22 protein-coding genes are annotated in these 21,506 nt (G+C 53.3%); 7 read left to right on the plus strand and 15 right to left on the minus strand.

Going from position 1 to position 21,506, the window contains the following annotated elements:
• The first annotated feature begins 345 nt into the window (after positions 1–345).
• The gene (locus HB664_RS16825) at positions 346–1,611 is read left to right on the plus strand and encodes a dicarboxylate/amino acid:cation symporter (RefSeq protein WP_033145875.1); all 1,266 of its coding nucleotides are present in this window, start codon (positions 346–348) and stop codon (positions 1,609–1,611) included.
• A 104-nt stretch (positions 1,612–1,715) separates the two neighbouring features.
• Here the strand turns inward: HB664_RS16825 and cheW are convergent, their stop codons facing one another.
• The 6 genes from cheW to flhD all read right to left on the minus strand — a co-directional run bounded on the left by cheW (position 1,716) and on the right by flhD (position 7,148).
• On the minus strand, positions 1,716–2,219 hold the full coding sequence (gene cheW, locus HB664_RS16830; protein WP_023312262.1) for a chemotaxis protein CheW: 504 nt from the start codon (positions 2,217–2,219) through the stop codon (positions 1,716–1,718).
• Positions 2,220–2,238: 19 nt separating this feature from the next.
• Entirely contained in the window at positions 2,239–4,275 is a 2,037-nt protein-coding gene (cheA, locus tag HB664_RS16835; protein ID WP_219939865.1) for a chemotaxis protein CheA, read from the minus strand.
• A gap of 4 nt (positions 4,276–4,279) precedes the next feature.
• Positions 4,280–5,209 carry a flagellar motor protein MotB gene (motB, locus tag HB664_RS16840; RefSeq protein WP_219939866.1) on the minus strand — a complete coding sequence of 310 codons (930 nt, stop codon included), beginning with the start codon at positions 5,207–5,209 and terminating at the stop codon, positions 4,280–4,282.
• The gene (gene motA / locus HB664_RS16845; protein WP_008500417.1) at positions 5,206–6,093 is read right to left on the minus strand and encodes a flagellar motor stator protein MotA; all 888 of its coding nucleotides are present in this window, start codon (positions 6,091–6,093) and stop codon (positions 5,206–5,208) included. Before motA ends, motB begins: the two co-directional genes overlap by 4 nt.
• Before the next feature lie 123 nt (positions 6,094–6,216).
• Positions 6,217–6,795, minus strand: a complete 579-nt coding sequence (flhC, locus tag HB664_RS16850) for a flagellar transcriptional regulator FlhC (RefSeq protein ID WP_013096051.1) — start codon at positions 6,793–6,795, stop codon at positions 6,217–6,219.
• Between the two features lie 2 nt (positions 6,796–6,797).
• Complete coding sequence (gene flhD / locus HB664_RS16855; protein ID WP_008500415.1) at positions 6,798–7,148, minus strand: flagellar transcriptional regulator FlhD; 351 nt, start codon at positions 7,146–7,148, stop codon at positions 6,798–6,800.
• Positions 7,149–7,942: 794 nt separating this feature from the next.
• Between flhD and uspC the strand changes: the two genes are divergently transcribed.
• Positions 7,943–8,371, plus strand: coding sequence for a universal stress protein UspC (gene uspC / locus HB664_RS16860; protein ID WP_033145878.1), 429 nt, complete (start codon positions 7,943–7,945; stop codon positions 8,369–8,371).
• Positions 8,372–8,386: 15 nt separating this feature from the next.
• Here the strand turns inward: uspC and otsA are convergent, their stop codons facing one another.
• The 5 genes from otsA to araF form a co-directional block, all read right to left on the minus strand.
• Entirely contained in the window at positions 8,387–9,811 is a 1,425-nt protein-coding gene (gene otsA, locus HB664_RS16865) for an alpha,alpha-trehalose-phosphate synthase (protein ID WP_058841409.1), read from the minus strand.
• Positions 9,786–10,589 carry a trehalose-phosphatase gene (gene otsB, locus HB664_RS16870; RefSeq protein ID WP_033145880.1) on the minus strand — a complete coding sequence of 268 codons (804 nt, stop codon included), beginning with the start codon at positions 10,587–10,589 and terminating at the stop codon, positions 9,786–9,788. Before otsB ends, otsA begins: the two co-directional genes overlap by 26 nt.
• 176 nt (positions 10,590–10,765) lie before the next feature.
• On the minus strand, positions 10,766–11,752 hold the full coding sequence (araH, locus tag HB664_RS16875; protein WP_029742191.1) for an L-arabinose ABC transporter permease AraH: 987 nt from the start codon (positions 11,750–11,752) through the stop codon (positions 10,766–10,768).
• 14 nt (positions 11,753–11,766) lie between these two features.
• Positions 11,767–13,281: an L-arabinose ABC transporter ATP-binding protein AraG gene (araG, locus tag HB664_RS16880; RefSeq protein WP_219939867.1), complete on the minus strand. Its 1,515-nt coding sequence runs from the start codon at positions 13,279–13,281 to the stop codon at positions 11,767–11,769.
• Between the two features lie 71 nt (positions 13,282–13,352).
• Positions 13,353–14,342 (minus strand): arabinose ABC transporter substrate-binding protein AraF, encoded by a 990-nt coding sequence (gene araF / locus HB664_RS16885; protein WP_003859687.1) that lies wholly within the window; start codon positions 14,340–14,342, stop codon positions 13,353–13,355.
• Positions 14,343–15,129: 787 nt separating this feature from the next.
• Between araF and HB664_RS16890 the strand changes: the two genes are divergently transcribed.
• Together HB664_RS16890 and HB664_RS16895 are read left to right on the plus strand one after the other, a co-directional pair.
• A complete protein-coding gene (locus HB664_RS16890) occupies positions 15,130–15,633 on the plus strand; it encodes a non-heme ferritin-like protein (protein ID WP_023312270.1) in 504 nt (167 codons plus the stop codon).
• 155 nt (positions 15,634–15,788) lie between these two features.
• Positions 15,789–17,132, plus strand: a complete 1,344-nt coding sequence (locus HB664_RS16895; protein ID WP_023312271.1) for an anaerobic C4-dicarboxylate transporter — start codon at positions 15,789–15,791, stop codon at positions 17,130–17,132.
• A 42-nt stretch (positions 17,133–17,174) separates the two neighbouring features.
• Here the strand turns inward: HB664_RS16895 and HB664_RS16900 are convergent, their stop codons facing one another.
• Both HB664_RS16900 and azuC read right to left on the minus strand, forming a co-directional pair.
• Positions 17,175–17,426, minus strand: a complete 252-nt coding sequence (locus HB664_RS16900; RefSeq protein ID WP_008500405.1) for a DUF2766 family protein — start codon at positions 17,424–17,426, stop codon at positions 17,175–17,177.
• Between the two features lie 108 nt (positions 17,427–17,534).
• A complete protein-coding gene (gene azuC / locus HB664_RS16905; protein WP_014884364.1) occupies positions 17,535–17,618 on the minus strand; it encodes a stress response protein AzuC in 84 nt (27 codons plus the stop codon).
• 234 nt (positions 17,619–17,852) lie between these two features.
• Between azuC and yecR the strand changes: the two genes are divergently transcribed.
• Together yecR and ftnA are read left to right on the plus strand one after the other, a co-directional pair.
• The gene (yecR, locus tag HB664_RS16910) at positions 17,853–18,191 is read left to right on the plus strand and encodes a YecR family lipoprotein (RefSeq protein ID WP_023336145.1); all 339 of its coding nucleotides are present in this window, start codon (positions 17,853–17,855) and stop codon (positions 18,189–18,191) included.
• 204 nt (positions 18,192–18,395) lie between these two features.
• Positions 18,396–18,893 (plus strand): non-heme ferritin, encoded by a 498-nt coding sequence (gene ftnA / locus HB664_RS16915; RefSeq protein WP_023336146.1) that lies wholly within the window; start codon positions 18,396–18,398, stop codon positions 18,891–18,893.
• A 36-nt stretch (positions 18,894–18,929) separates the two neighbouring features.
• Here ftnA and HB664_RS16920 read toward each other — a convergent pair whose 3' ends face one another.
• Entirely contained in the window at positions 18,930–19,271 is a 342-nt protein-coding gene (locus HB664_RS16920; protein WP_033145882.1) for a hypothetical protein, read from the minus strand.
• A 229-nt stretch (positions 19,272–19,500) separates the two neighbouring features.
• Between HB664_RS16920 and tyrP the strand changes: the two genes are divergently transcribed.
• Positions 19,501–20,712, plus strand: coding sequence for a tyrosine transporter TyrP (tyrP, locus tag HB664_RS16925; RefSeq protein ID WP_048979950.1), 1,212 nt, complete (start codon positions 19,501–19,503; stop codon positions 20,710–20,712).
• Positions 20,713–20,745: 33 nt separating this feature from the next.
• Here tyrP and HB664_RS16930 read toward each other — a convergent pair whose 3' ends face one another.
• The gene (locus HB664_RS16930; protein ID WP_029741940.1) at positions 20,746–21,414 is read right to left on the minus strand and encodes a YecA family protein; all 669 of its coding nucleotides are present in this window, start codon (positions 21,412–21,414) and stop codon (positions 20,746–20,748) included.
• Between the last annotated feature and the right edge of the window lie 92 nt (positions 21,415–21,506).

Raw genomic sequence — 21,506 nt, forward strand, 5'->3', positions numbered from 1 at the left:
TGAGGGGGTTATTGAGAATTTAGTTTACGGATATCGCTTCGACCACCCGACCCTTAACGCATAAGGCATATGTCTTATTGACTCAACTTTATTATAAATAACAGCAAGTTAAATTAATTCAGGCAACAATTTCATTCTATCCGGGGAGAATATATCCATTAAAGTGTGACAGCGATCACAATATATCGTCGGCGCATTAACAACAAAATTAATAAAAATTAAAAAGGAGTTGTATCCCCCTACACTTTGCGTCAATTTATGTGCCGAATAATTTCCCGCATCGTAATAAAAAATTTATATGTATCGACGCGGGCCACATCTGAAGCGCATAGAGGATCTTTTTTCGTGGCAAGTGCAAACAAACTCACACTCTTCATCGTGATATTCATGCTGGCGGGTATTCTTTCAGGGGCAGCAATTCATGAGTATGCATCTGCGGATGCCATCAAAGCCTGGTCGGATAATATTACCCTTCTGACCGATATTTTCCTCCGCCTGATCAAAATGGTCATTGCACCGTTGGTCTTCAGCACGCTCACCGTCGGCATTATGAAGCTGGGCGAAACCTCCACCATTGGCCGCGTTGGCGGCAAAGCGATGGTGTGGTTTATCAGCTCATCCGTGCTCTCTATCCTGGTTGGCCTGTTTATCGTCACGCTGGAGCATCCGGGAAGCGGTCTGAACCTGACGGTTCCGACAGAAGCGGTGGATACCGGCCTGGCCGTGGGCGGCATGACGCTGAAAGCGTTCCTGTCGCACACCATTCCGACCAGTATCGCGGGGGCGATGTCGAACAATGAGATCCTGCAGATTGTGGTGTTCTCAATGTTCTTCGGCATCGGCGGCGCGTCGCTGGGGCAGAAATTCAACGCGCCGCTGGTGGCCGCGCTGGATGTGGTTTCCCACATTATGCTGAAGGTAACGGGTTACGTGATGTACGTTGCTCCGCTGGCCATTTTCGCGGCGATTTCATCCGTCATTGCCACGCAGGGTCTGGGCATTCTGCTGAACTACGCCTCCTTTATTGGCGGCTACTATGTTGCCATTCTTCTTACCTGCATGGTGCTGCTGGCCGTGGGTTACATGGTGCTGAAAAAAGAGGTGTTTCGCCTGGTCAGCATGCTGAAAGATCCGGTCCTGGTGGCGTTTACCACCAGCAGCTCTGAAGCCGCCTACCCGAAAACGCTGGAGCAGCTGGAGCGCTTTGGCTGCTCGCGCAACATCGCCTCTTTCGTTCTGCCGATTGGCTACTCCTTCAACCTGGTGGGTTCGATGGTGTACTGCTCATTCGCCTCGATGTTTATCGCTCAGGCGTACAACATTCACCTGAGCTTCTCTGAAGTGACGGTGCTGATGCTGACCCTGATGCTGGCGTCGAAAGGGATTGCCGGCGTACCGCGTTCTTCACTGGTGGTGCTGGCAGCAACCATTCCGAGCTTTAATATTCCGGTGGCGGGTATTCTGCTGCTGATGGGGATCGACCACTTCCTGGACATGGGCCGTTCCGCAATTAACGTGCTGGGGAATGGTATTGCGACCGCGATGCTGTCACAGAATGAAGGCGCGCGGGAAGCGGAAGCTGAAGCCGAGCTGGTAAAGCAGGAAGCGTAAGGTGAAAAAAAGGGTGAGGCCTGATTCCCTCACCCCTGCCCTCTCCCACAGGCAGAGGGAGTAAACACAAAAAACGGCAACCTGGGTTGCCGTTTTGCATTTACCTACGCTACGTGACTCGCGGCGATATCCAGCAGCGCCATCTCATCGCTGTTCAGCAGCTTCTCAATGTTCACCAGAATCAGCATACGCTCGCCGAGCGCGCCCAGGCCGGTCAGGTATTCGGTCGACAGCGTGACCGCAAACTCCGGCGCAGGACGAATTTGGTCAGAGGTCAGGGAAAGCACATCAGATACGCCGTCCACCACGATACCTACCACGCGCTGCCCCAGATTCAGAACGATCACCACGGTGTTGTCGTCGTAGTCAACGTCGCCCTGGCTGAACTTCACGCGCAGGTCCACGATTGGCACAATGACGCCACGCAGGTTGGTGACACCTTTAATAAAAGCAGGCGTGTTAGCGATGCGGGTAACCTGGTCGTAACCACGGATTTCCTGCACTTTCAGGATATCGATGCCGTACTCCTCATCGCCTAAAGTGAATACCAGGAATTCCTGCCCTGATGGCTCGCCCGCCAGTTTCGTTACATTACTCATACCGGTCATGTTATTACCTTCTACTTAATCAGGCGGCTGTGTACGCCACACGTTGTTCACGATTTAATCCCTGAAGCGCCGACACATCGACGATCAGCGCCACGCTACCATCACCCAGAATGGTGGCGGCAGAAATACCCGGCACTTTGCGGTAGTTGCTTTCGAGGTTCTTCACTACCACCTGGTGCTGACCAATCAGCTGATCGACCAGAAGCGCGTAGCGGCGGCCCGCGCTTTGCAGGATCACAACGATGCCCTGCGTGGCCTCTGTCTTCGCCCCGTCCACTTCGAACACTTTCCACAGCTCAACCAGCGGCAGGTATTCGCCGCGCACTTCGAGGACGCGCTCGCCGCCCGCCAGAGGATGCAGATCTTCTTCACGCGGCTGCAGGGATTCCATTACGGCGTTCAGCGGCAGGATAAAGACTTCGTCCGCCACTTTGACTGACATGCCGTCGAGGATCGCCAGCGTCAGCGGCAGCAGGATGCGAATGGTGGTGCCGGAACCCTGTTTAGACTGGATCTCAACGTGGCCGCCCATCTCCTGGATGTTACGTTTCACCACGTCCATGCCCACACCGCGTCCGGACACGTCGGTCACCTGCTCCGCGGTAGAGAAGCCCGGCGCGAAGATCAGCATGCCCACTTCTTCATCGGTCATGTTTTCATTGACCGCCATCCCCTGCGAAATCGCTTTTGCCAGGATGCGCTCGCGGTTAAGACCCGCGCCATCATCGGTCACTTCGATGCAGATATTCCCGCCCTGGTGTTCCGCAGAGAGGATCAGGTTGCCGACCGGCGATTTTCCGGCGGCGATGCGGTTTTCCGGCAGTTCAATACCGTGGTCGAGGCTGTTACGCACCAGGTGCGTTAACGGGTCGATAATGCGCTCGATCAGGCTCTTATCCAGTTCGGTTGAGCTGCCCATCAGGGTCAGTTCAATCTGTTTATTCAGCTTGCTGGCAAGGTCGCGAACCAGACGCGGGAAGCGGCTGAAGACATATTCCATCGGCATCATACGGATGGACATGACCGATTCCTGCAGGTCGCGGGCGTTACGCTGCAGCTGACCCATGCTGGTGATCAGATCGCCGTGGGTAACCGGGTCCAGTTCGTTAGAACGCTGAGCCAGCATCGACTGGGTGATCACCAGTTCGCCCACCAGGTTAATCAGCTGGTCGACCTTCTCAACCGCAACGCGGATGCTGGTTGACTCGCTGGAGCGCGCGGCAGGTTTCTCACCGCGGCCAGGTGCCGCGGCCTCTTTTGGCACTGCCTTCAGCGCCGGAGCCGCAGGAGCCACAGCCGGTGCGGCGGCCTGAGCGACAGCGGCCACCTCTTCCGCAGCGGCAGGGGCGTCAACCGCGGGCGTTTCGGTTTCGAAGGCGATCTGGTCAGCTTCAATCACAAAGCACAGTACCGCCACGATATCGTCCTGGCCAATACCGTCATCAAGCGTCGCGGCAAGGCTGTCTTTGCCTTTTACCACGTTGCTTAACTTCGCCAGGTTACCCAGCTCTTCTTCCAGCAGGTTAACTTCATTCTCTTTGAGACGTGACAGCACAACGCGAAGTTTGCCCGCTTGTGGAGCGGCTGGCGCGGCCTCGTCGGCAGCAACCGCATCGACAACGCTCAGTTTCGCCGCAGGGACAACGGCTGCAGCGACCTCACCTTTTGCTTCCAGGGCGAGCTGGCGCAGCGCATTGCAGATGTATTCAAAGCTGGCGGCATCAGGCTCTGCCGAACTTTTATAGGCGTCGAGCTGTTCCTGCATAATATCTTTGGTTTCCAAAAACAGGTTGATAATGTCGGTATTGAGCTGCATCTCACCGCGTCGTGCTTCATCAAGCAGGTTTTCCATTAAATGGGTCGTTTCCTGCAGGATGGTAAATCCAAACGTTCCGGCTCCGCCTTTAATAGAGTGCGCCGCACGGAAGATGGCATTGAGCTGCTCGGAGTCCGGTGCTTCGGGCACCAAATCGAGCAAGTGTTGCTCCATATCGGCCAACAATTCGTCGGCTTCATCAAAGAATGTCTGGTAAAAATCGCTAATATCCATGCTCACGCTATCACCTCGGATTGGCTGGTGGCGATGTTGGAACGGCAGCCGAAGGAACGGCCCCAGGCTGTTTTAAATCGTCCAGTGACTCATTCTGACTTTCGGCGTTTTCATGCAGGATGGCCTGCTCCGCCTGCTGGTTCAGCACTAAAAGACTGATACGACGGTTGATGGCATCATCCGGCCCGCGGTCGGAAACGCGCATGGTTGCGGCCATGCCGACTACGCGCAGTACCTTGCCATCATCAAGCCCACCTACCACCAGCTCGCGACGCGAGGCGTTGGCACGATCGGCAGAAAGCTCCCAGTTGCTGTATCCCTTTTCCCCACTGGCATACGGGAAATCATCCGTGTGTCCTGACAGGCTGATTCGGTTAGGAATGCCGTTCAGCACCGGTGCAATGGCACGCAGAATATCGCGCATGTACGGTTCGACTTCCGCACTCCCGGTTTTAAACATTGGGCGGTTCTGGCTGTCGATAATCTGAATACGCAGCCCTTCCTGCACCAGGTCGATCTTCAGATGCGGGCGCAGCGCGCGCAGCTTCGGATCCGCTTCAATAAGCTGATCGAGATCGCCCCGCAGTTTCTTCAGACGCGCCTGCTCCATCTTTCTTTTCAGCTCGTCGATGTTCGGCTCTTTTTTCACCTCACCCTTCTGCTGGGTGTAATCATCGCCGCCGCCCGGGATCGGGCTTTCGCTGTTAGAGATACGCGGCCCACCGGACACCGCCGTTGCCAGCGGCGTTCGGAAATATTCGGCAATCTGGATCAGTTCTTTTGGGCTGGAGATGGAGATCAGCCACATCACCAGAAAGAACGCCATCATTGCGGTCATAAAGTCGGCGTACGCAATTTTCCACGAGCCGTGTGCGCCATGCCCGCCGCCCTTGTGCTTGCGTTTTTTTACGATGACGATCGGATGGGACTGGTTTTTCATGCGTCCTCAGTTGTCGTCTGTTGGTTTGGATTTTTCACCGCACGCACGTGTTCTTCAAGCTCGATAAACGACGGACGCTCGCTGGAGTAAAGCGTTTTACGGCCAAACTCAACCGCGATCGGTGGCGCGTAACCGTTGAGGTTAGAGAGCAGCGTGATCTTCACGCACTGCATCATTTTGGTGGTTTCCGCGCTCTTCTGGCGCAGAACGCTCGCCAGCGGAGAGATGAAGCCGTACGCCAGCAAAATACCGAGGAAAGTCCCCACCATCGCGTGGGCAATCAGCGCGCCCAGCTCGGCTGCCGGACGGTCTGCCGAGGCCAGGGCGTGAACCACGCCCATTACCGCGGCAACGATACCGAATGCCGGAAGCGAGTCGCCGACCAGCGCCAGGCTGTTGGCCGGCACTTCAGATTCGCTTTCGTGGGTTTCGATCTCTTCGTCCATCAGCGCTTCGATTTCGAAGGTGTTCATGTTGCCGCTGATGATGAGTCGCAGATAGTCGACGATGAAATCCAGCATCATGGCATCAGCAAGAATTCGCGGATAGCTGGCAAAAATTTCGCTCTCTTTCGGGTTTTCAATATCCCGTTCAAGCGAGAACATGCCCTGCTGACGCGACTTCGCCATCAGGCGATAGAGCAGTGCCAGCAGATCCATATACATGCTTTTGGTGTATTTCGAGCGACGGAACAGCAACGGAATCGCTTTCAGCGTGCCCTTGATCGATTTACCGTTGTTACCAACGATAAAAGCCCCTACCCCTGCACCGCCGATGATAATAAGTTCAGCCGGTTGATAGAGTGCTCCAAGGTGCCCGCCGGTCATCATGTAACCGCCGAAAACTGTACCGAGAACTACCAGGTAACCTAATAAGATAAGCACGACATCATCCTTCCGCTAGTGACTATGGCAAGGACGTCCAGCTCGCAGCGTTTACCGTTTGCGGGGTAAAAAAAAGCAGCGGTAATTGCTTACCGCTGCTGGAATCTTTCCCACACGTTCGGGTTAAACAGCTTGTTCGATCTGTTCATCCAGCAGTTGTGGAATAATATCGGCAGCATCCCGGGAAAGTTTACGTCTTTTTACTGCGCGGGATGGAGGCTGACATAAACTACAGGCGAAGCTGCCTGCAGGTTGATGAGCATGGGTAATAAAATTGCCGTCGCAGCAGTTGCAGCGCGACAGTTCAAGCATTCCGCTCTCAACAAAACGCACCAGCGTCCATGCGCGGGTCAGCGCCAGCAGAGGGCCTTCTTCCTGCTGTGGGCATTGTTCAAGGTAAAGTTTGTACGCTTTGATCACGGCGTCAACGCCGCTACACAAACCGGTTTTGAGAAGATACTGCCAGGCATTACAGAACATGGAAGCATGAATATTCTGCTCCCACGTCATAAACCAGTCGGTAGAAAACGGCAGCATGCCTTTCGGCGGGGGACTACCACGTAACTCTTTGTACAGTTTGATGAGACGACCACGGCTCAGCTGAGTCTCGCTTTCCAGCATTTGTAAACGAGCACCCAGTGTAATCAGCTCCATGGCCAACTGTATGTCACGCGCTTCCTGAACAATGCTTTTCTCGCTCATTGCTAGGCCCTTTTCTTACGGGCTACGTCATCAGGCTGGCTGATTTCGTTAAGCAAGCGAGTGGAAAGAAGAATACCGGTATGGATCTGTTGAAGATCGTCCACACGGGATTCCTGCGTCAGACGCGTTATTGTCTGTGAATCATCGAAACGGAACTGGCAAACCAGTTGATTCGTTTCAGCCAGTTTAACCATCTGCGGGAGGGTTAAGCCGCCCAGCATGGTTGCCATTTCTTCGTTAATACCCAGACGAAACATCGCGGACGCCTTGTCCTGACTAATCAAACGCTGCGCGAGCAGTAAATACGACAAATTGATGTCATAGATATGTTTTAGCAACTCGGATGTATGCATTGTTCCCATCCCGAATAACCAACTATTATTTTTATGCGGAAAGACCGCACCCCGTGATGTCGCCGGGAAATCACCCGGTATAAAAAAGAAAAGGCTAAATGCATAGTTGAATTTAGGTTTGTATTCACTGAAACCGTAAGAGAGAAACCGCGAATGCGTCTCTTACATGATTTATCATTTCTTACAAATAACTAAGATTTTTCCTAATTCGACGCAAACTCTACTCGTCAGTTTTGACACATACAATCCAGCCACCCTCAAATTTAAAAAAAATGTGATCCACGTCACACAATTTAAGTGAATATGACCCATAAATCCATCAGTATGACTTGTAATTTGTTCAAAATTTAGCCAATCAGTACTGTTTTGTATTCTTAATTGACGAATACTCATGCAGAAGGGTGATCCAAACTGGCATGCAACGTGCTTTTCATGCCGTAAGCGCCGCGCGGAAACATTTACATCAGGCCCCTCTCCTGGAAACATTTTTCTTACCGTGAAAAAACATATAGTTATGCAGGTAGCACAAAAAAGATGTTTCAGGACGTGATCATTCGAAATGAGTTTGTAACGGGTCAAAACGATTTAACAGTCCAGGCGTGAATTTGTGTGATTTACGTTAAGTTGTTAATTTTTTTCATTTAGGCGCATTTTTCAGTTATTCTTCTTATAAGAATAATTAATGAATAATTATGATAAGCTTCACACTAATGTCGTAATCTGCTCTTGCGGAACCGGAGATTTCGCGGTAAAGGTGGTTAAACGCTGTCTTTCAGACATCTAAGGAGTGCGCCATGAGTTACTCCCATCTTCTTGTATCCGTTGCGGTTTCCCCCGAAAGCCATCAGCTTGTCGCCCGGGCAGTTTCCATTGCCAGACCCCACAATGCCCGCATCAGCCTCATCACGCTCGCCGCTGAGCCAGAGATGTATAATCAGCTGGCCGCACCCATGCTGGAGGATATTCGCGAGGTTCTGCAGGAAGAAACGCAGCAATTTCTGCGCGAATTAGTGGAAAAGGCACAATATCCTGTTTATGAAACTGTTATTGCGACCGGGGAACTTAACGCCCATATTCTCGATATGTGTCGCAGACAAAATATAGATTTAGTGATTTGCGGGAACCATAACCACAGCTTTTTATCGCGGGCAGCCTGCGCGGCGAAATCTATTGTCGCGTCGAGCCAGGTGGATGTGCTGTTAGTGCCGCTTGGGGGGCATTAGCCCCCCAGCAGTAAATCAGGCGAGTTTAGGGAAGGTCGCGATCTTTTTTTGCAGATCGCCTTCATGGCTTTGCGGAGCGATATCCCGGAGATCCTGAATAAAACGCGCCTGCCAGTGGTTAATATCGTTCTTTCGGATTGTCTCCATCATGTCAGCATGGCGGGAAATACGTTCCGTGAGCGGCATTGTCAGGGCACGATTCAGCGCGTTCGCCACGTCATCCCTGTCATAAGGGTTAACGATGAGCGCCGACGTGAGCTCATTTGCGGCTCCGGCAAACTGGGAAAGCACCAGAACACCCGGGTCGGCAGGATCCTGGGCCGCCACATACTCTTTCGCCACCAGGTTCATCCCGTCACGCAGCGGCGTGACCAGCCCAACGTCCGCATAGCGGAAGACCTTCATCAGGATCTTACGGTCAAAGTGTTGATTCAGGTAAAACAGCGGCGTCCAGCCCAGCTGGCCGTAGCGGCCATTAATGCGCCCTGCTTCTGTCTCCAGCTGATGACGAATATCCTGATAGGCCTGAACCTCACCGCGCGACGTCGGCGCAATCTGGGTATAGCGAATTTTCCCGTGATGCTGCGGGTATTTATCCAGCAGCGTTTCATACGCCAGGAAGCGTTCCGGCAGCCCTTTGGAATAATCAAGACGCTCAACCGAGAAGATATTTTTCACGTGCTTGAGTTCATTCTTAAGCTGCGCCAGCTTCGGCGGCAGCGGGCCGGAAGCCTGCTCCGCGATTTCGTCAGGTTCAATCCCTATTGGATAGACCTCAGTGTGGAAGGTTTTCCCCCACGCCGTATGGGTTTTCCCGCCTTTGGTTACCAGACGCGCTTTGCCAGACACGGAGTCAAGGAACGCGAGGCGGTCATTTTCGGTCTGGAAGCCCAGCAAATCGTAATCACACAGCGCCTCCAGCAGCTCTTCATGCGGCGGCAGCGCGGTAAAAATTTCCGGCGTCGGGAAAGGAATGTGCAGGAAGAAGCCAATCCGATTATTCACCCCCCTCTTTCGCAGCTCTCTCGCGAAGGGCAACAGGTGATAATCGTGGATCCATAAAATATCGTCTTCCTCTATTAATGGCAGCAGTTTATCCGCCAGCAGCGCATTTACGCGCGAGTAGCCTTCGAAGGATTCACGCTGGAATTTGACCAGGTCAAGACGATAGTGGAACGCAGGCCACAGGACGGCATTTGAGAACTGCGAGTAATACTCGTCATAGTCTTTCTCTTTCAATGCAAATGAAGCCCACGTAATGTTTCCGCGCGTCACCTTGTTGAGCGGTTTCTCCTCTTCACTAATTTCTCCACTCCAGCCAAACCACAGCCCGCCAGCGGCTTTTAAGGCACCTAACACCCCTACCGCCAGGCCACCCGCGCTGGCTTTTTTATCATCCGGCGGTGCGATTCGGTTAGAGACGACGACTAAGCGACCCATAATGGTTTCCCCCTTTGCTTTGCGCTATTTGTTGTTGTTGCTGGTTAGCGATGTCAGATATCCACTGCCAGACGCTGGCGACATCCGCCAGCCGCCATTCGGCAACGGTGTCACCAGGCCCCACCTTGACGGCGATCCCTCCGGCCTGATTCACCACGCGAAACCCGGCCTCGTCGGTCAGGTCATCCCCAATGAAAACGGGCGTTCGCCCTTTGAAAGGCGGCGACGCCATAAACGCGGCGATGGCCGCGCCTTTATTAATGCCTTTCGGTTTTAACTCCACGACGCATTTGCCGGGCTGCAACGCCAGCTGTGGATGGGCATCCGCAACCGTTTGAGCCAGCGCCAGTACGGCCTCCTCATGCTGCGGCGCCTGACGATAATGCAGGGCAAAGGCCATGCCTTTGGCTTCCAGCTCGGTGCCAGGCAGCGCTTCCAGCGCAGCAGAAAGCTGCTTCTGGAGCGTTTGCGTGAGTGCGTCAGGGAGTGAAACGATATGCGTGTGATCATGGATGTCGCGGCGCTCCGCTCCGTGTACACCGGCCAGCGGAAAGTGGTAAGGACTGGCGAGCGTATCCAGCTCGGCCATTGAGCGCCCTGATATCAATGCCAGTGCTCCCTCGTTCATGAGCGAGAGCTGATGCAAATCCTGTAACACCGCATCCGGAATAGACACCTGGTCAGGGTGCGGTTTTATCCCGGCGAGCGTGCCGTCGAGATCGAAAAAGAAAGCATAGTGTCCGGGCAGTACAGGCGGTGCGGTTAACATGTCAGCCACCCTTTTCCTCCTTACGGTTTACGAGAGGTAAACGCCTTTACCTCTTTCATAGCCATGTAAGTATAGACAGTGTGACGTCGCTCGCCATTTGACAACCGCCCCGCCAGTAAAACTGGCGGGGCGGTTAAGGGGTCAACTATGGTTATAAGTTGAGCAATAAAAGACGGGAAAAAGGGTTACAGGGTACGCTTCGCTTTTTGCTTGTAACGGTCGAAAATCACCGCTGCCAGCAGGATCAGACCACGAACCACGTACTGCGAAAACGGCGAAATGTTCAGCAGGTTCATGGCGTTCTCCACCGTCCCTAAAATCAGGATACCGGCCACCACATATGAGATTTTTCCGATGCCGCCCTTGAGGGAAACGCCCCCTAAAACGCAGGCCGAAATGACGATCAGCTCGTAGCCAATAGAGGTCATCGGCTGGCCGCTGGTCATACGCGAAGCCAGGATAATCCCCGCGGCGGCAGAAACCAGCCCTGAGAGCACGAAGATAATAATCTTGGTTCGCACCACCGGTACCCCGGCCAGACGGGCGGCCTCTTCGTTACCGCCAATCGCCAGGGTATTGCGGCCAAAGGTGGTCCGGTTGAGCAGGAAGCCGAACAGGATCAGGCAGGCCACGGTCAGCCAGATTGGCGCAGGCAGCCCCAGCCAGTTGGCGTAACCCAGCGTAAAGAAGCGCTCGTCTTCAATCCCCACCGCTTTACCGTCGGAGATGATATAGGCCAGCCCGCGGACAATTTGCATCGTCGCAAGCGTGGTGATCAGGGCGTTAATCTTCAGGCGTGCGATAACAAAACCGTTCACCAGACCGCTGATGACGCCGAGTAGCAGACCGGCGAGAACGCCAATCCACAGGCTCTCCGTCATGTTAATTACCACTGCCGTCGTGACGCCCGCACAGGCAATCACCGACGCCACCGACAGGTCAAAATCGCCGGAGGCCAGGCAGAACAGCATCCCGCAGGCCACCATCCCGGACATGGAAATGGCCAGCCCCAGCCCCTTCATATTAATGAAGGTGGCAAAGTTAGGAACAAAGATCGCGCAGGCGAGGAACAGCGCGGCAAAGACCACCAGCATGCCGTACTGATCCCAGATACGTCCAAAACTCAGCGCCGACTTCGACTTCGGCGCTCCGGATGTAGTAACAGAGGACATCATTAACTCCTTACTCAGGCGACAGCCTGGCTGACTTTAGGCATGGCGAGGTTCAACGCCTGTTGTTCATTCGCCTGTTCATGAAGCAATTCACCGGCAATTTCGCCTTCACGCATCACCACAATGCGGTCGGCCACGCCAAGCACCTCCGGCAGATCGCTGGAGGCGAAGAGCACCGCCACGCCGCGTTTTGCCAGCTCATAGATCACGTTATAAATCTCGTGTTTTGCCCCCACATCGATACCGCGCGTCGGCTCATCCAGCAAAATGACCTTCATATCTTCCGACAGCCAGCGGCCTAAAATCGCCTTCTGCTGGTTTCCGCCTGACAGATTCATGATCAGCTGTTCCGGACCCGGCGTTTTAATATTCAGCGAGCGAATATGGTGGTCGGCGTTGCTCGACTCCCAGCCATCGTTTATCAGGCAGCCTGCGCGAATAAACTTGCGGCGAGCGGAAATATTGATGTTGTCGCGTACCGAATGCACCGGAATAATCCCCTCGGCTTTACGGTCTTCCGGGCAGAGCATCATGCCCGCCCTGATTGCGTGGGCCGGTTTCTGGATATCGACCCGTTCACCATCAATAGAAACTTGCCCATCGGTAATACGGGTACCGCCGAACAGGCCTTTCATTAATTCACTGCGCCCCGCCCCCACCAGACCAAACAGGCCGACTATTTCGCCGCTGCGAACGGATAACGAAATCGGCGTGCGCACGCCCGGCGCTTTGACGCTGTCCAGACGCAGACGTTCAGGGCCGTACTGACGCGGCTGCCAGTGATAAATATCACCCAGCTCGCGTCCAACCATCGCCTGAACAAGCTGGTCATGGTTAACCTGCTGCATGTCGGTAAAGGTGCGCACATAGCGCCCGTCTTTAAAGACGGTGATGGCGTCGCTCAGGGCAAATATCTCTTCCATGCGGTGCGAGACATACAAAATCGTACGGCCTTCCTGACGCAATTCGCGGATCACGCGGAACAGATTTTCAATTTCACGCGCAGAGAGCGAACTGGTGGGCTCATCGAAGGCGATAATTCTGGCGTTACGCGCCAGCGCCTTGGCAATTTCAACCATCTGCCACTGGCCGATGGAGAGATATTTCAGCGGCGTCTGGGGATCGACATCCAGACCCAGGTGTTTAAGCTGCAGCCCCGCTTCATAATTAAGTAGCGAACGATTTACCACGCCGCCTTTGTGCGGGAGCTGTCCTAAATAGATGTTTTCCGCCACGGTCATCTCAGGAATGAGGTGCAGCTCCTGATAGATGATCGCCACCCCGGCATTGAGCGCCGCCGTGGTATCGGCAAACGCCACCTCTTCGCCGCGAATGGCCAGCGTGCCGGTCGTAGGCGCGTAGTTGCCGCTGAGGATCTTCAACAGCGTGGATTTCCCCGCGCCGTTTTCCCCCATCAGGGCGTGAACCTGGCCGGCATAGCAGTCGAAGCTGATATCGGTCAGCGCGTTAACACCGGGGAAAGTTTTCCCGATGCCGCGAAAAGAGAGATACGGATCAGACAGTCGCATAACGTCTCCGTGATTCCTGTAGTGTGTACGTCTGGCCCCTCACGATGCATGAGGGGCACAATCACAGCGTATTACTTACCGCCCAGCCCTTTTTTCGCCAGCTCCTCTTTGAAGTTGTCGCGGGTAATCAGCACCACGTCGGTCACTTCGGTAAATTTCGGCGGTTCGGCCCCTTTGGTTACCCAGTTGTAGAGCATCTCACTGGATTTGTAGCCGTGAACGTCCGGGCTCGGCAGAAGAGAACCGTAGAAGCCGGTAGCCTGCGCTTTGGACAGCTCGCTGACGGCGTCAACGCCGTTGATGCCAATCCCGATAACGTCAGGCGCTTTGAAGCCCTGGCCTTCCGTCGCGCGCACCCCGCCCAGCACGGTGTTGTCGTTCATGCCGACCACCAGCCAGTGTTTGACCTCCGGATGCTGGACCAGCATAGAGTTCGCGGCGTCGAAAGCGCCCGGGATATCGTTGGATTTGGTTGGGACTTTATAGATCTGTTTTTCCGGGAAGCCAGCCGCTTTCAGCGCATCCATTGAGCCGGTAGTACGACGACGGGCGGTGTCCAGCTCGTCAGCGGTGATTGCCATTACCGCGGTCTCTTTGACATCCCAGCCGCGCTTTTGCATCTCTTTATAGAGTTCCTGGCCCTGGCGTTCGCCGATTTTGGTCGCCGCCATCATGACCAGCGGGACGGTGTCCATCGGCTTGCCTTTGGCGTTAACGAACTGATCGTCAACCGCGATGACCTTCATATCGTAACCGCGCGCTTTCGCCGCTATTGCCGACCCCAGCTTTGGATCCGGAGTACAGATAACGAAACCTTTTGCACCGCTGGCCGCCAGGCTGTCGATGGCGTTCAGGGTTTTTTCGCCGTCAGGCACGGCGATTTTAATGACTTCAAAACCTAAATCTTTCCCGGCTTTATCTGCGAATTTCCACTCAGTCTGGAACCAGGGCTCTTCGGGCTGTTTTACCAAAAAACCGAGTTTTAAATTCTCAGCGATAGCGGATTGTGACATAACGGCAGCCAGACCGATGGCCGCCAGCGCTTTAGTAAATTTGTGCATGGTAAACTCCAGCTTTAGCATTCTTTTCTGTAGGGAATAAGTGCGTGCTTCTTATTTAATCGGACTTAAAACAAGGCATTAGCGCTTACCTCGTCATAAGCGTTATTGCTGGTGATAGTTTTAGCGGGAAATTAATCATCCATAAGAGAGCCCCATCACACCGCAGAATTACAGTAATTGCGTACATAAATTCAGCGAAAAATGACATAAAAAAGGCAGAATTTGTCAGACAAATAGAAGAGGGTTAAGCAGAATTATCCATAAGATTAGCCAAGATATCCCTGATGCCTCTCAGCGGGCAAAACGGCACCTGGCGTTAAGGGGTTCAACATGTTTTTCATCACGAATGTACAACGCACCTGAAAAAACGTTATTCCGCAGAATTTGATTTAGCGCAATTTTATTGACACATCATATATTCGAAATGATTAATCCGTATTTTTCCTTTTCCCGGAGTAATATTCCAACTTAATATTTTCGAAAGAGTAACAGTGTGTCCTCAAGATAAAAACCGTTAATTATTAGGCCATTAAGTCACATTCAATTCATGGCGAGCTAATTGTATTTCTGTACTATATTAAACTTTGTAATGTATGGTAAATATAGTCTGATTAAGAGTTTTCTTAGACCCAATACAAGGGTATGCTTATTTATATCGAACACAGGAAGTGAATTTCGGTCGAATTCGGTCACGGCAGAATGTCTATTTCTGCTCTTCTCTTCGTATTTGCCTGGCGCTCAGGTTACGCAATGGACATCACGTCCCACAGTCAATAAGGATATGAGTATGGCTACCCAAACGATGATGCAAAAACTTAATGCGCAGATGAACCTTGAGTTCTACGCCTCGAATCTGCACCTTCACTTAAGTGCGTGGTGTGCCGAGAATAGCCTCACGGGGTCTGCCACATTCTTTCGCTCTCAGGCGCAAAGTAACGTCACTCACATGATGCGTGTCTTTAACTTCCTGAAAGCCGCAGGGGCAAATCCTGTCGTTAAAGCCCTTGATGGGATCAACGAAAACTACTCCTGCCTGGAAGAACTGTTTCAGAAAACGCTTGAAGAGTACGAGCAACGCTGCAGCACGCTCAGCAAACTTGCCGATGAAGCCAAAGCGCAGCAGGATATTACGACGCTCAAATTCTTACGCGATATGGACAAAGAGCAGCAGCAGGATGGCATGCTGCTGAAGACGCTGGCGGATGAGATCCATAATGCGCAGCAGGCGGGTTTATGTCCTGAGCAAACCGACCGTCATCTGCTCGACATTGTGGCGGTCCAGCACCACTGAGTTTTGGCCTGCTTCCGTCCCGGGGAGCAGGCCCCCCTCCCATCTCCAACCTTCTGCTTTTGCTGAAATTTAACAAATCAGATCTGGCTCCCAATGATTAACCACACAACGTGTGATGATTTATTTAGTTACATAATCATTGACGAGGGAGCATCATGATCACCATTGAGTTTGTTGTCATTCTCCTCTGCCTGCTGACGGGTACGCGTTTCGGCGGTATGGGGCTTGGGTTAATCAGCGGTATTGGTCTTTTTATTTTATGTTTTGTCTTTGGTCTGCAACCGGGTAAACCGCCGGTTGACGTTATGCTGACCATCCTTGCGGTGATTGGCTGTGCGGCTACCCTGCAGACTGCGGGCGGCCTCAACGTCATGATGCAGTTTGCTGAACGCCTGCTGCGCAAACACCCGCAGCACATCACCCTGCTCGCCCCTTTCACCACCTGGATGCTGACCTTTCTGTGCGGCACCGGGCATGTGGTCTACACCATGTTCCCCATCATCGCGGATATCGCCCTGAAAAAAGGGATCCGCCCCGAGCGCCCCATGGCCGTGGCGTCGGTGGCATCACAGATGGCGATCACGGCTTCCCCCGTTTCCGTTGCCGTTGTGTCGCTGGTGTCTATCCTGGCAGCCCAGCATGGGATCGGCCACGCGTGGGGGATCCTGGAAATTCTCGCCGTGTCGGTTCCCGCTTCGCTCTTCGGCGTAGCCATTGCGGCCCTGTGGAGTTTACGCCGTGGGAAAGATTTGGCTGACGACATAGAGTTTCAGGAAAAGCTAAAAGATCCTAAGCAGCGCGAGTTTATCTACGGCGGTACGGAGACGTTAATGAATCAGCGTTTCCCTAAACAGGCCTACTGGTCCACGTGGATTTTCTTTGCCGGTATTGCCGTGGTCGTTTTGCTGGGGGCATTTCCGGAACTGCGCCCCGCCTTTGAAGTGAAAGGCAAAATGACGGCGCTGTCGATGAACCTTGTCATTCAGATGATGATGTTAATTGCGGGCGCCGTGATGCTGATGGCCTGTAAGGTTAATGCGTCGGCCATTTCCAACGGCGCGGTGTTTAAGGCCGGTATGGTCGCGATCTTCTCGGTGTTCGGCGTGGCGTGGATGAGCGATACCTTTTTCCAGGCGCATCTCGACGAGTTAAAGCTGGCGCTGGAAGGCGTTGTGAAAAGCCACCCGTGGACGTATGCCATTGTGCTGTTTCTGGTATCAAAACTGGTGAACAGCCAGGCGGCTGCGCTGACGGCCGTTGCGCCTATGGGCCTCATGCTCGGCATCGACCCGAAAATGCTGATCGCCTTTTTCCCGGCGTCCTACGGCTATTTTGTCCTCCCGACCTATCCCAGTGATTTGGCCTGCATCGGCTTTGACCGCTCAGGCACCACCCGCATCGGCAAATTCATCATCAACCACAGCTTTATTCTGCCAGGGCTGATTGGGGTAAGCTGCGCGTGCGCGGCGAGCTACCTGCTGGTCCAGACGTTCTTTTAACCGCTTCAAAGGGCGACACGTGCCGTCGCCCCTACCCCTGCTTTAGTGGGACTCACCCTGCGGCGTGAATCGCAGCTCAATCAGCGCGATAGCTTTCTGGATCGCACGAAGCGTAACCGGGTCAGCGGCAGCAGGATGGCTGGCGAAATCGATGTTTTTCAGCTGCGTAGACATCTTCTCGCGCACTTCAACCGGCGCAATCACGTCCAGAACATCAAGGATTTGTTTGATAACCAGCTGACAGGCGACAACGTCAGAGACCAGTTCCTGATCGGCGCTCAGGTTTTGTGACATGGGTATTCTCCTTATTTAAAGGCCGCCATAGTAGCAAAACACACCCCCTGACATCTTCCCTTCGTCGCCTGCAGGTACAAAAAAACCCGCCGAAGCAGGTTTTTTTTATCAGAACATGGCGCCTGGCGGCACGTCTTTGAACGTGCGGCAGTAATTGGCCCACATGCTTTTCAGGATTTTGCGCAGTTTCACGATGATGCTCCATTAACTTGTTATACAACTTTATTGTCAACGTGCTTATAATATGACCATTATCACAAAAATCAATCATTTTGTGATACTCATCACATTTTTATAAGGGATTGGCCTGATAGCACTCCACTCTGACCCGTTGCGAAGAGTGAGGGCAGATTGTCCGGCTATTCCAGGCATTGCAGCGGGCATCTGCGGGTACGATAAGGTATTTCCATCCACTCAGAGCGAACCATGAAAAGAGTCATTGTAGCCGGCACAATCCTGCTGCTCGCGGGGTGTAGTATCAACCGCCAGGCTGAAGTCAGCAGCCTCGACGCGCCGAACGGCATCGTCCGCCTCGATTACGGCCAGGCAGCGCTGCAAAATGCGTATTCCGATGAGTATGTGAATAACGGCACGGCGGCAAAAGCGTGTCAGAGCATGGGGTATGCCACCGCTTCAGCCTATGGTCAGCCCATCAAAACCTGTACCCTGACGAGCGGCTCTTTGTGCCTGAACGAGAGCGTGACTATCCAGTATAAATGTATGGGTTACGCCGTTAACCCTAAGTCAAATAATCCCTGGTATTAATCAACGCTGCCAGCGCTTGCTGGCAGTATATTTCATTACGAACAAAAACAATTCTCATTAATAAATTATAAAAATCGCCAATGCGTTTTATTCCCATTCGTATTTTAAATAAATAAAATAAAAATTTTACGTTTTGCAAATAATTAAATAACAAATTATAGTGTCGCTCATTGTGAACCAGAAATAATAATCCGGAGCGTCACCATGCTGAAAACTGAAATGATCGACAAGCTCAACGCACAAATGAACCTTGAGCTTTTTTCATCCCTGCTCTACCAGCAGATGAGCGCCTGGTGCAGCTACCACAGCTTCGAAGGTGCGGCCGCGTTTCTGCGTCGTCACGCTCAGGAAGAGATGACCCACATGCAGCGTCTGTTTGATTATCTTACGGATACGGGCAGCCTGCCGCGCATTGAAACCGTGACATCACCTTTCGCTGAGTATAATTCTCTCGATGAACTGTTCCGCGCCACCTACGAGCACGAGCAGCTGATCACGCAGAAAATTAACGAACTGGTTCATGCCGCAATGACCAGCCAGGATTACCCAACCTTTAATTTCCTGCAGTGGTACGTCGCTGAGCAACACGAAGAAGAGAAGCTGTTTAAATCCGTGCTGGATAAATTATCTCTGGTGGGTAAATCCGGCGAAGGTCTTTACTTTATTGATAAAGAACTTTCCACTCTCGATACGCAGAATTAATTTTAGCGCGGTGCTGGTTTCCGGCACCGCGTTAATTTACATACACCCGGCGCAGCTGGTGCAGCGCCAGTCATGAGGATTCACCGCCTGGTAAAAATAGCGGTAGCTGGACGTCTCCAGCGGAATACCCACCTCGAAGAACATATCCGTTAACCAGTCGACATTCTCAACGATCCATTCATCTTCCTGTAAGCCTTGCGCAAAGGTTTCGTCTTCAGGATCGATAACCGAATAGATTGCCCAGGTGCCCATATCCTTTTCACGGCGGGACTCGGGAAGTATCAGGGGCTGGTTCTGCCAGCTGATTATCCAGTGGCCATGGCACAACAGGTTGCCTCCCCGGCTCCATGCCGCGGTGAATGGATTCGCCCCAGCCATAAAACCCTCACTTAATTTGATAATTTATATTTATTGTTTACGTTACGCCGGAATGTCTCCTGGCAACATTGCCCTTATGAAGTAGGCCTGCGCCTAAAAAGGGTCAGAGCTCCAGTAGTTCGTAAATAATTCATTACACTACTTGTAACGGTGATTTGACGAGTTACGGCTTTTCCCTTACTCTGCGCCGCAGATTTTGTCGCGGTTAAGCATCGTTGTAGAGGAAAGCGTGAGAAACAGAACCCTGGGAAGTATTTTTATCGTCGCCGGAACGACGATTGGCGCAGGAATGCTGGCAATGCCCCTGGCAGCCGCGGGCGTAGGATTTGGCATGACCCTGCTGCTGCTGGGTACGCTCTGGGCGCTGATGTGCTACACCGCCCTGCTGCTGCTTGAGGTTTACCAGCACGTGCCCGCCGACACCGGTCTGGGTTCGCTTGCGGCGCGCTATCTGGGACGCTACGGCCAGTGGATAACCGGCTTTAGCATGATGTTCCTGATGTACGCCCTGACCGCCGCCTATATCAGCGGCGCCGGGGAACTCATCGCCTCCAGCGTCAACGACTGGTTTGGCTCTGACATCACCCCAGCGACGGGGGCTATCTTCTTTGCGCTCATCGGCGGCGGCGTGGTCTGCGTGGGGACATCGCTGGTCGATCTGTTTAACCGCTTTCTGTTCAGCGCCAAAATTCTCTTCCTGATCGTCATGCTGGTGCTGCTGGCGCCGCACGTGCACAAGGTCAACCTGCTGACGCTGCCGCTGGAAAAAGGGCTGGCGCTCTCCGCGATCCCGGTCATTTTCACCTCGTTTGGCTTCCACGGCAGCGTGCCGAGCATCGTCAGCTATATGAACGGTGATATCCGCAAGCTGCGCCGCGTCTTTGTTATCGGCAGCGCGATCCCGCTGATCGCCTATATCTTCTGGCAGCTGGTGACGCTGGGCAGCATTGACTCTTCAACCTTTATTGGGCTGATGGCGCAACATGCTGGCCTGAACGGTTTTTTGCTGGCGCTGCGCGAGGTCGTCACCTCCCCGCACGTGGAGCTGGCGGTACACCTGTTTGCCGACCTGGCGCTGGCAACCTCGTTCCTGGGCGTGGCGCTCGGCCTGTTTGATTATCTGGCCGACCTGTTCCAGCGTCGCAATACCGCGGCCGGACGGTTGCAGACGGGTGCCATCACCTTCCTGCCGCCGCTCGCTTTTGCGCTGTTTTACCCACGCGGGTTTGTGATGGCGCTGGGCTACGCAGGGGTGGCGCTCTCAATCCTGGCCCTGCTGCTCCCTTCCCTGCTGGCGTGGAAGAGCCGCCAGCAGCATCCTCAGCAGGGATATCGCGTGGCGGGAGGAAAACCGCTGCTGTGCGTTGTGTTTGGCTGTGGGGTGGTGATTATTCTGGTGCAGGTATTGATTGCAGCCGGGATGCTGCCGGAAGTGGGTTAAATAAAAAAGGGGCTATCATCAGCCCCTTTTTTATTAGTGCAAACAGCAGCTCTTAAACTTCTTCCCGCTGCCGCAAGGACACGGATCGTTACGCCCGACCTTCGTGCCGTTCACCGTCGGCTTCTTCACTTCCGGCTGCTGCGGGTTGTTAACCCAGTATTGATATAAACGCAGTGCCGCAGGCTGGATGCTTTCGATGCTGGCGATATACTCCTCTTCGGACAGTTCATCCAGCTTTTCGCTGTTCTCTTCCGTCCCGTGCAGGGCAATCACGTCAAGATCGGCCTTCAGGGCTTCCGGCAGGGCTGACCAGTCCGTCAGCGCCACGCCGCGCATATAGCCATAGCACCACTCTTCCACCACGGTATAGCTCTCACCGTCGACGTCGTTATAACCGAACATCGGTTCAAACTGATCCGGGTACTCGCTCAGGCGCTCTGCAATATCGTTCATATGCTTAAAGCAGAGATCGATGAAACGGTTCATCTCACGATCGTTTTTCCAGCGCGGAATGTACTTCTCGCCACCCCACACCGCCACCAGCCAGGCATCTGGCTCAACGACAACAGGACCGGAAAGCACTGCGGTAAGCATGCCGTCCAGTTCGGACACGTCAATCACGGACGCGTCATCATGACCGTAAGACATTAACGTCTCTTCAAGCCACGCCATTTCGCTTTCATTCAATGGGCCTTCAGTCATCGCTGACACTCCTGCAAAAGGAAACGATCCTAACACATAACTCACGCCTCTCCGGGCTGAAGTTTAGGTCTTTATTGCTGCAAAAACGTGCA

The sequence above is a fragment of the Enterobacter sp. DNB-S2 genome (assembly GCF_019443845.1).
In the GTDB taxonomy this organism is placed as follows: domain Bacteria; phylum Pseudomonadota; class Gammaproteobacteria; order Enterobacterales; family Enterobacteriaceae; genus Enterobacter; species Enterobacter asburiae_B.

Bases quoted from the DNA above. Each gene is read 5' to 3' on its own strand.
- cheW (WP_023312262.1), bottom strand. From the start codon at position 2,219: ATGACCGGTATGAGTAATGTAACGAAACTGGCGGGCGAGCCATCAGGG.
- motB (WP_219939866.1), bottom strand. From the start codon at position 5,209: ATGAAAAACCAGTCCCATCCGATCGTCATCGTAAAAAAACGCAAGCAC.
- flhC (WP_013096051.1), bottom strand. From the start codon at position 6,795: ATGAGCGAGAAAAGCATTGTTCAGGAAGCGCGTGACATACAGTTGGCC.
- flhD (WP_008500415.1), bottom strand. From the start codon at position 7,148: ATGCATACATCCGAGTTGCTAAAACATATCTATGACATCAATTTGTCG.
- uspC (WP_033145878.1), top strand. From the start codon at position 7,943: ATGAGTTACTCCCATCTTCTTGTATCCGTTGCGGTTTCCCCCGAAAGC.
- otsA (WP_058841409.1), bottom strand. From the start codon at position 9,811: ATGGGTCGCTTAGTCGTCGTCTCTAACCGAATCGCACCGCCGGATGAT.
- araH (WP_029742191.1), bottom strand. From the start codon at position 11,752: ATGTCCTCTGTTACTACATCCGGAGCGCCGAAGTCGAAGTCGGCGCTG.
- araG (WP_219939867.1), bottom strand. From the start codon at position 13,281: ATGCGACTGTCTGATCCGTATCTCTCTTTTCGCGGCATCGGGAAAACT.
- araF (WP_003859687.1), bottom strand. From the start codon at position 14,342: ATGCACAAATTTACTAAAGCGCTGGCGGCCATCGGTCTGGCTGCCGTT.
- HB664_RS16890 (WP_023312270.1), top strand. From the start codon at position 15,130: ATGGCTACCCAAACGATGATGCAAAAACTTAATGCGCAGATGAACCTT.
- HB664_RS16895 (WP_023312271.1), top strand. From the start codon at position 15,789: ATGATCACCATTGAGTTTGTTGTCATTCTCCTCTGCCTGCTGACGGGT.
- HB664_RS16900 (WP_008500405.1), bottom strand. From the start codon at position 17,426: ATGTCACAAAACCTGAGCGCCGATCAGGAACTGGTCTCTGACGTTGTC.
- yecR (WP_023336145.1), top strand. From the start codon at position 17,853: ATGAAAAGAGTCATTGTAGCCGGCACAATCCTGCTGCTCGCGGGGTGT.
- ftnA (WP_023336146.1), top strand. From the start codon at position 18,396: ATGCTGAAAACTGAAATGATCGACAAGCTCAACGCACAAATGAACCTT.
- HB664_RS16920 (WP_033145882.1), bottom strand. From the start codon at position 19,271: ATGGCTGGGGCGAATCCATTCACCGCGGCATGGAGCCGGGGAGGCAAC.
- HB664_RS16930 (WP_029741940.1), bottom strand. From the start codon at position 21,414: ATGACTGAAGGCCCATTGAATGAAAGCGAAATGGCGTGGCTTGAAGAG.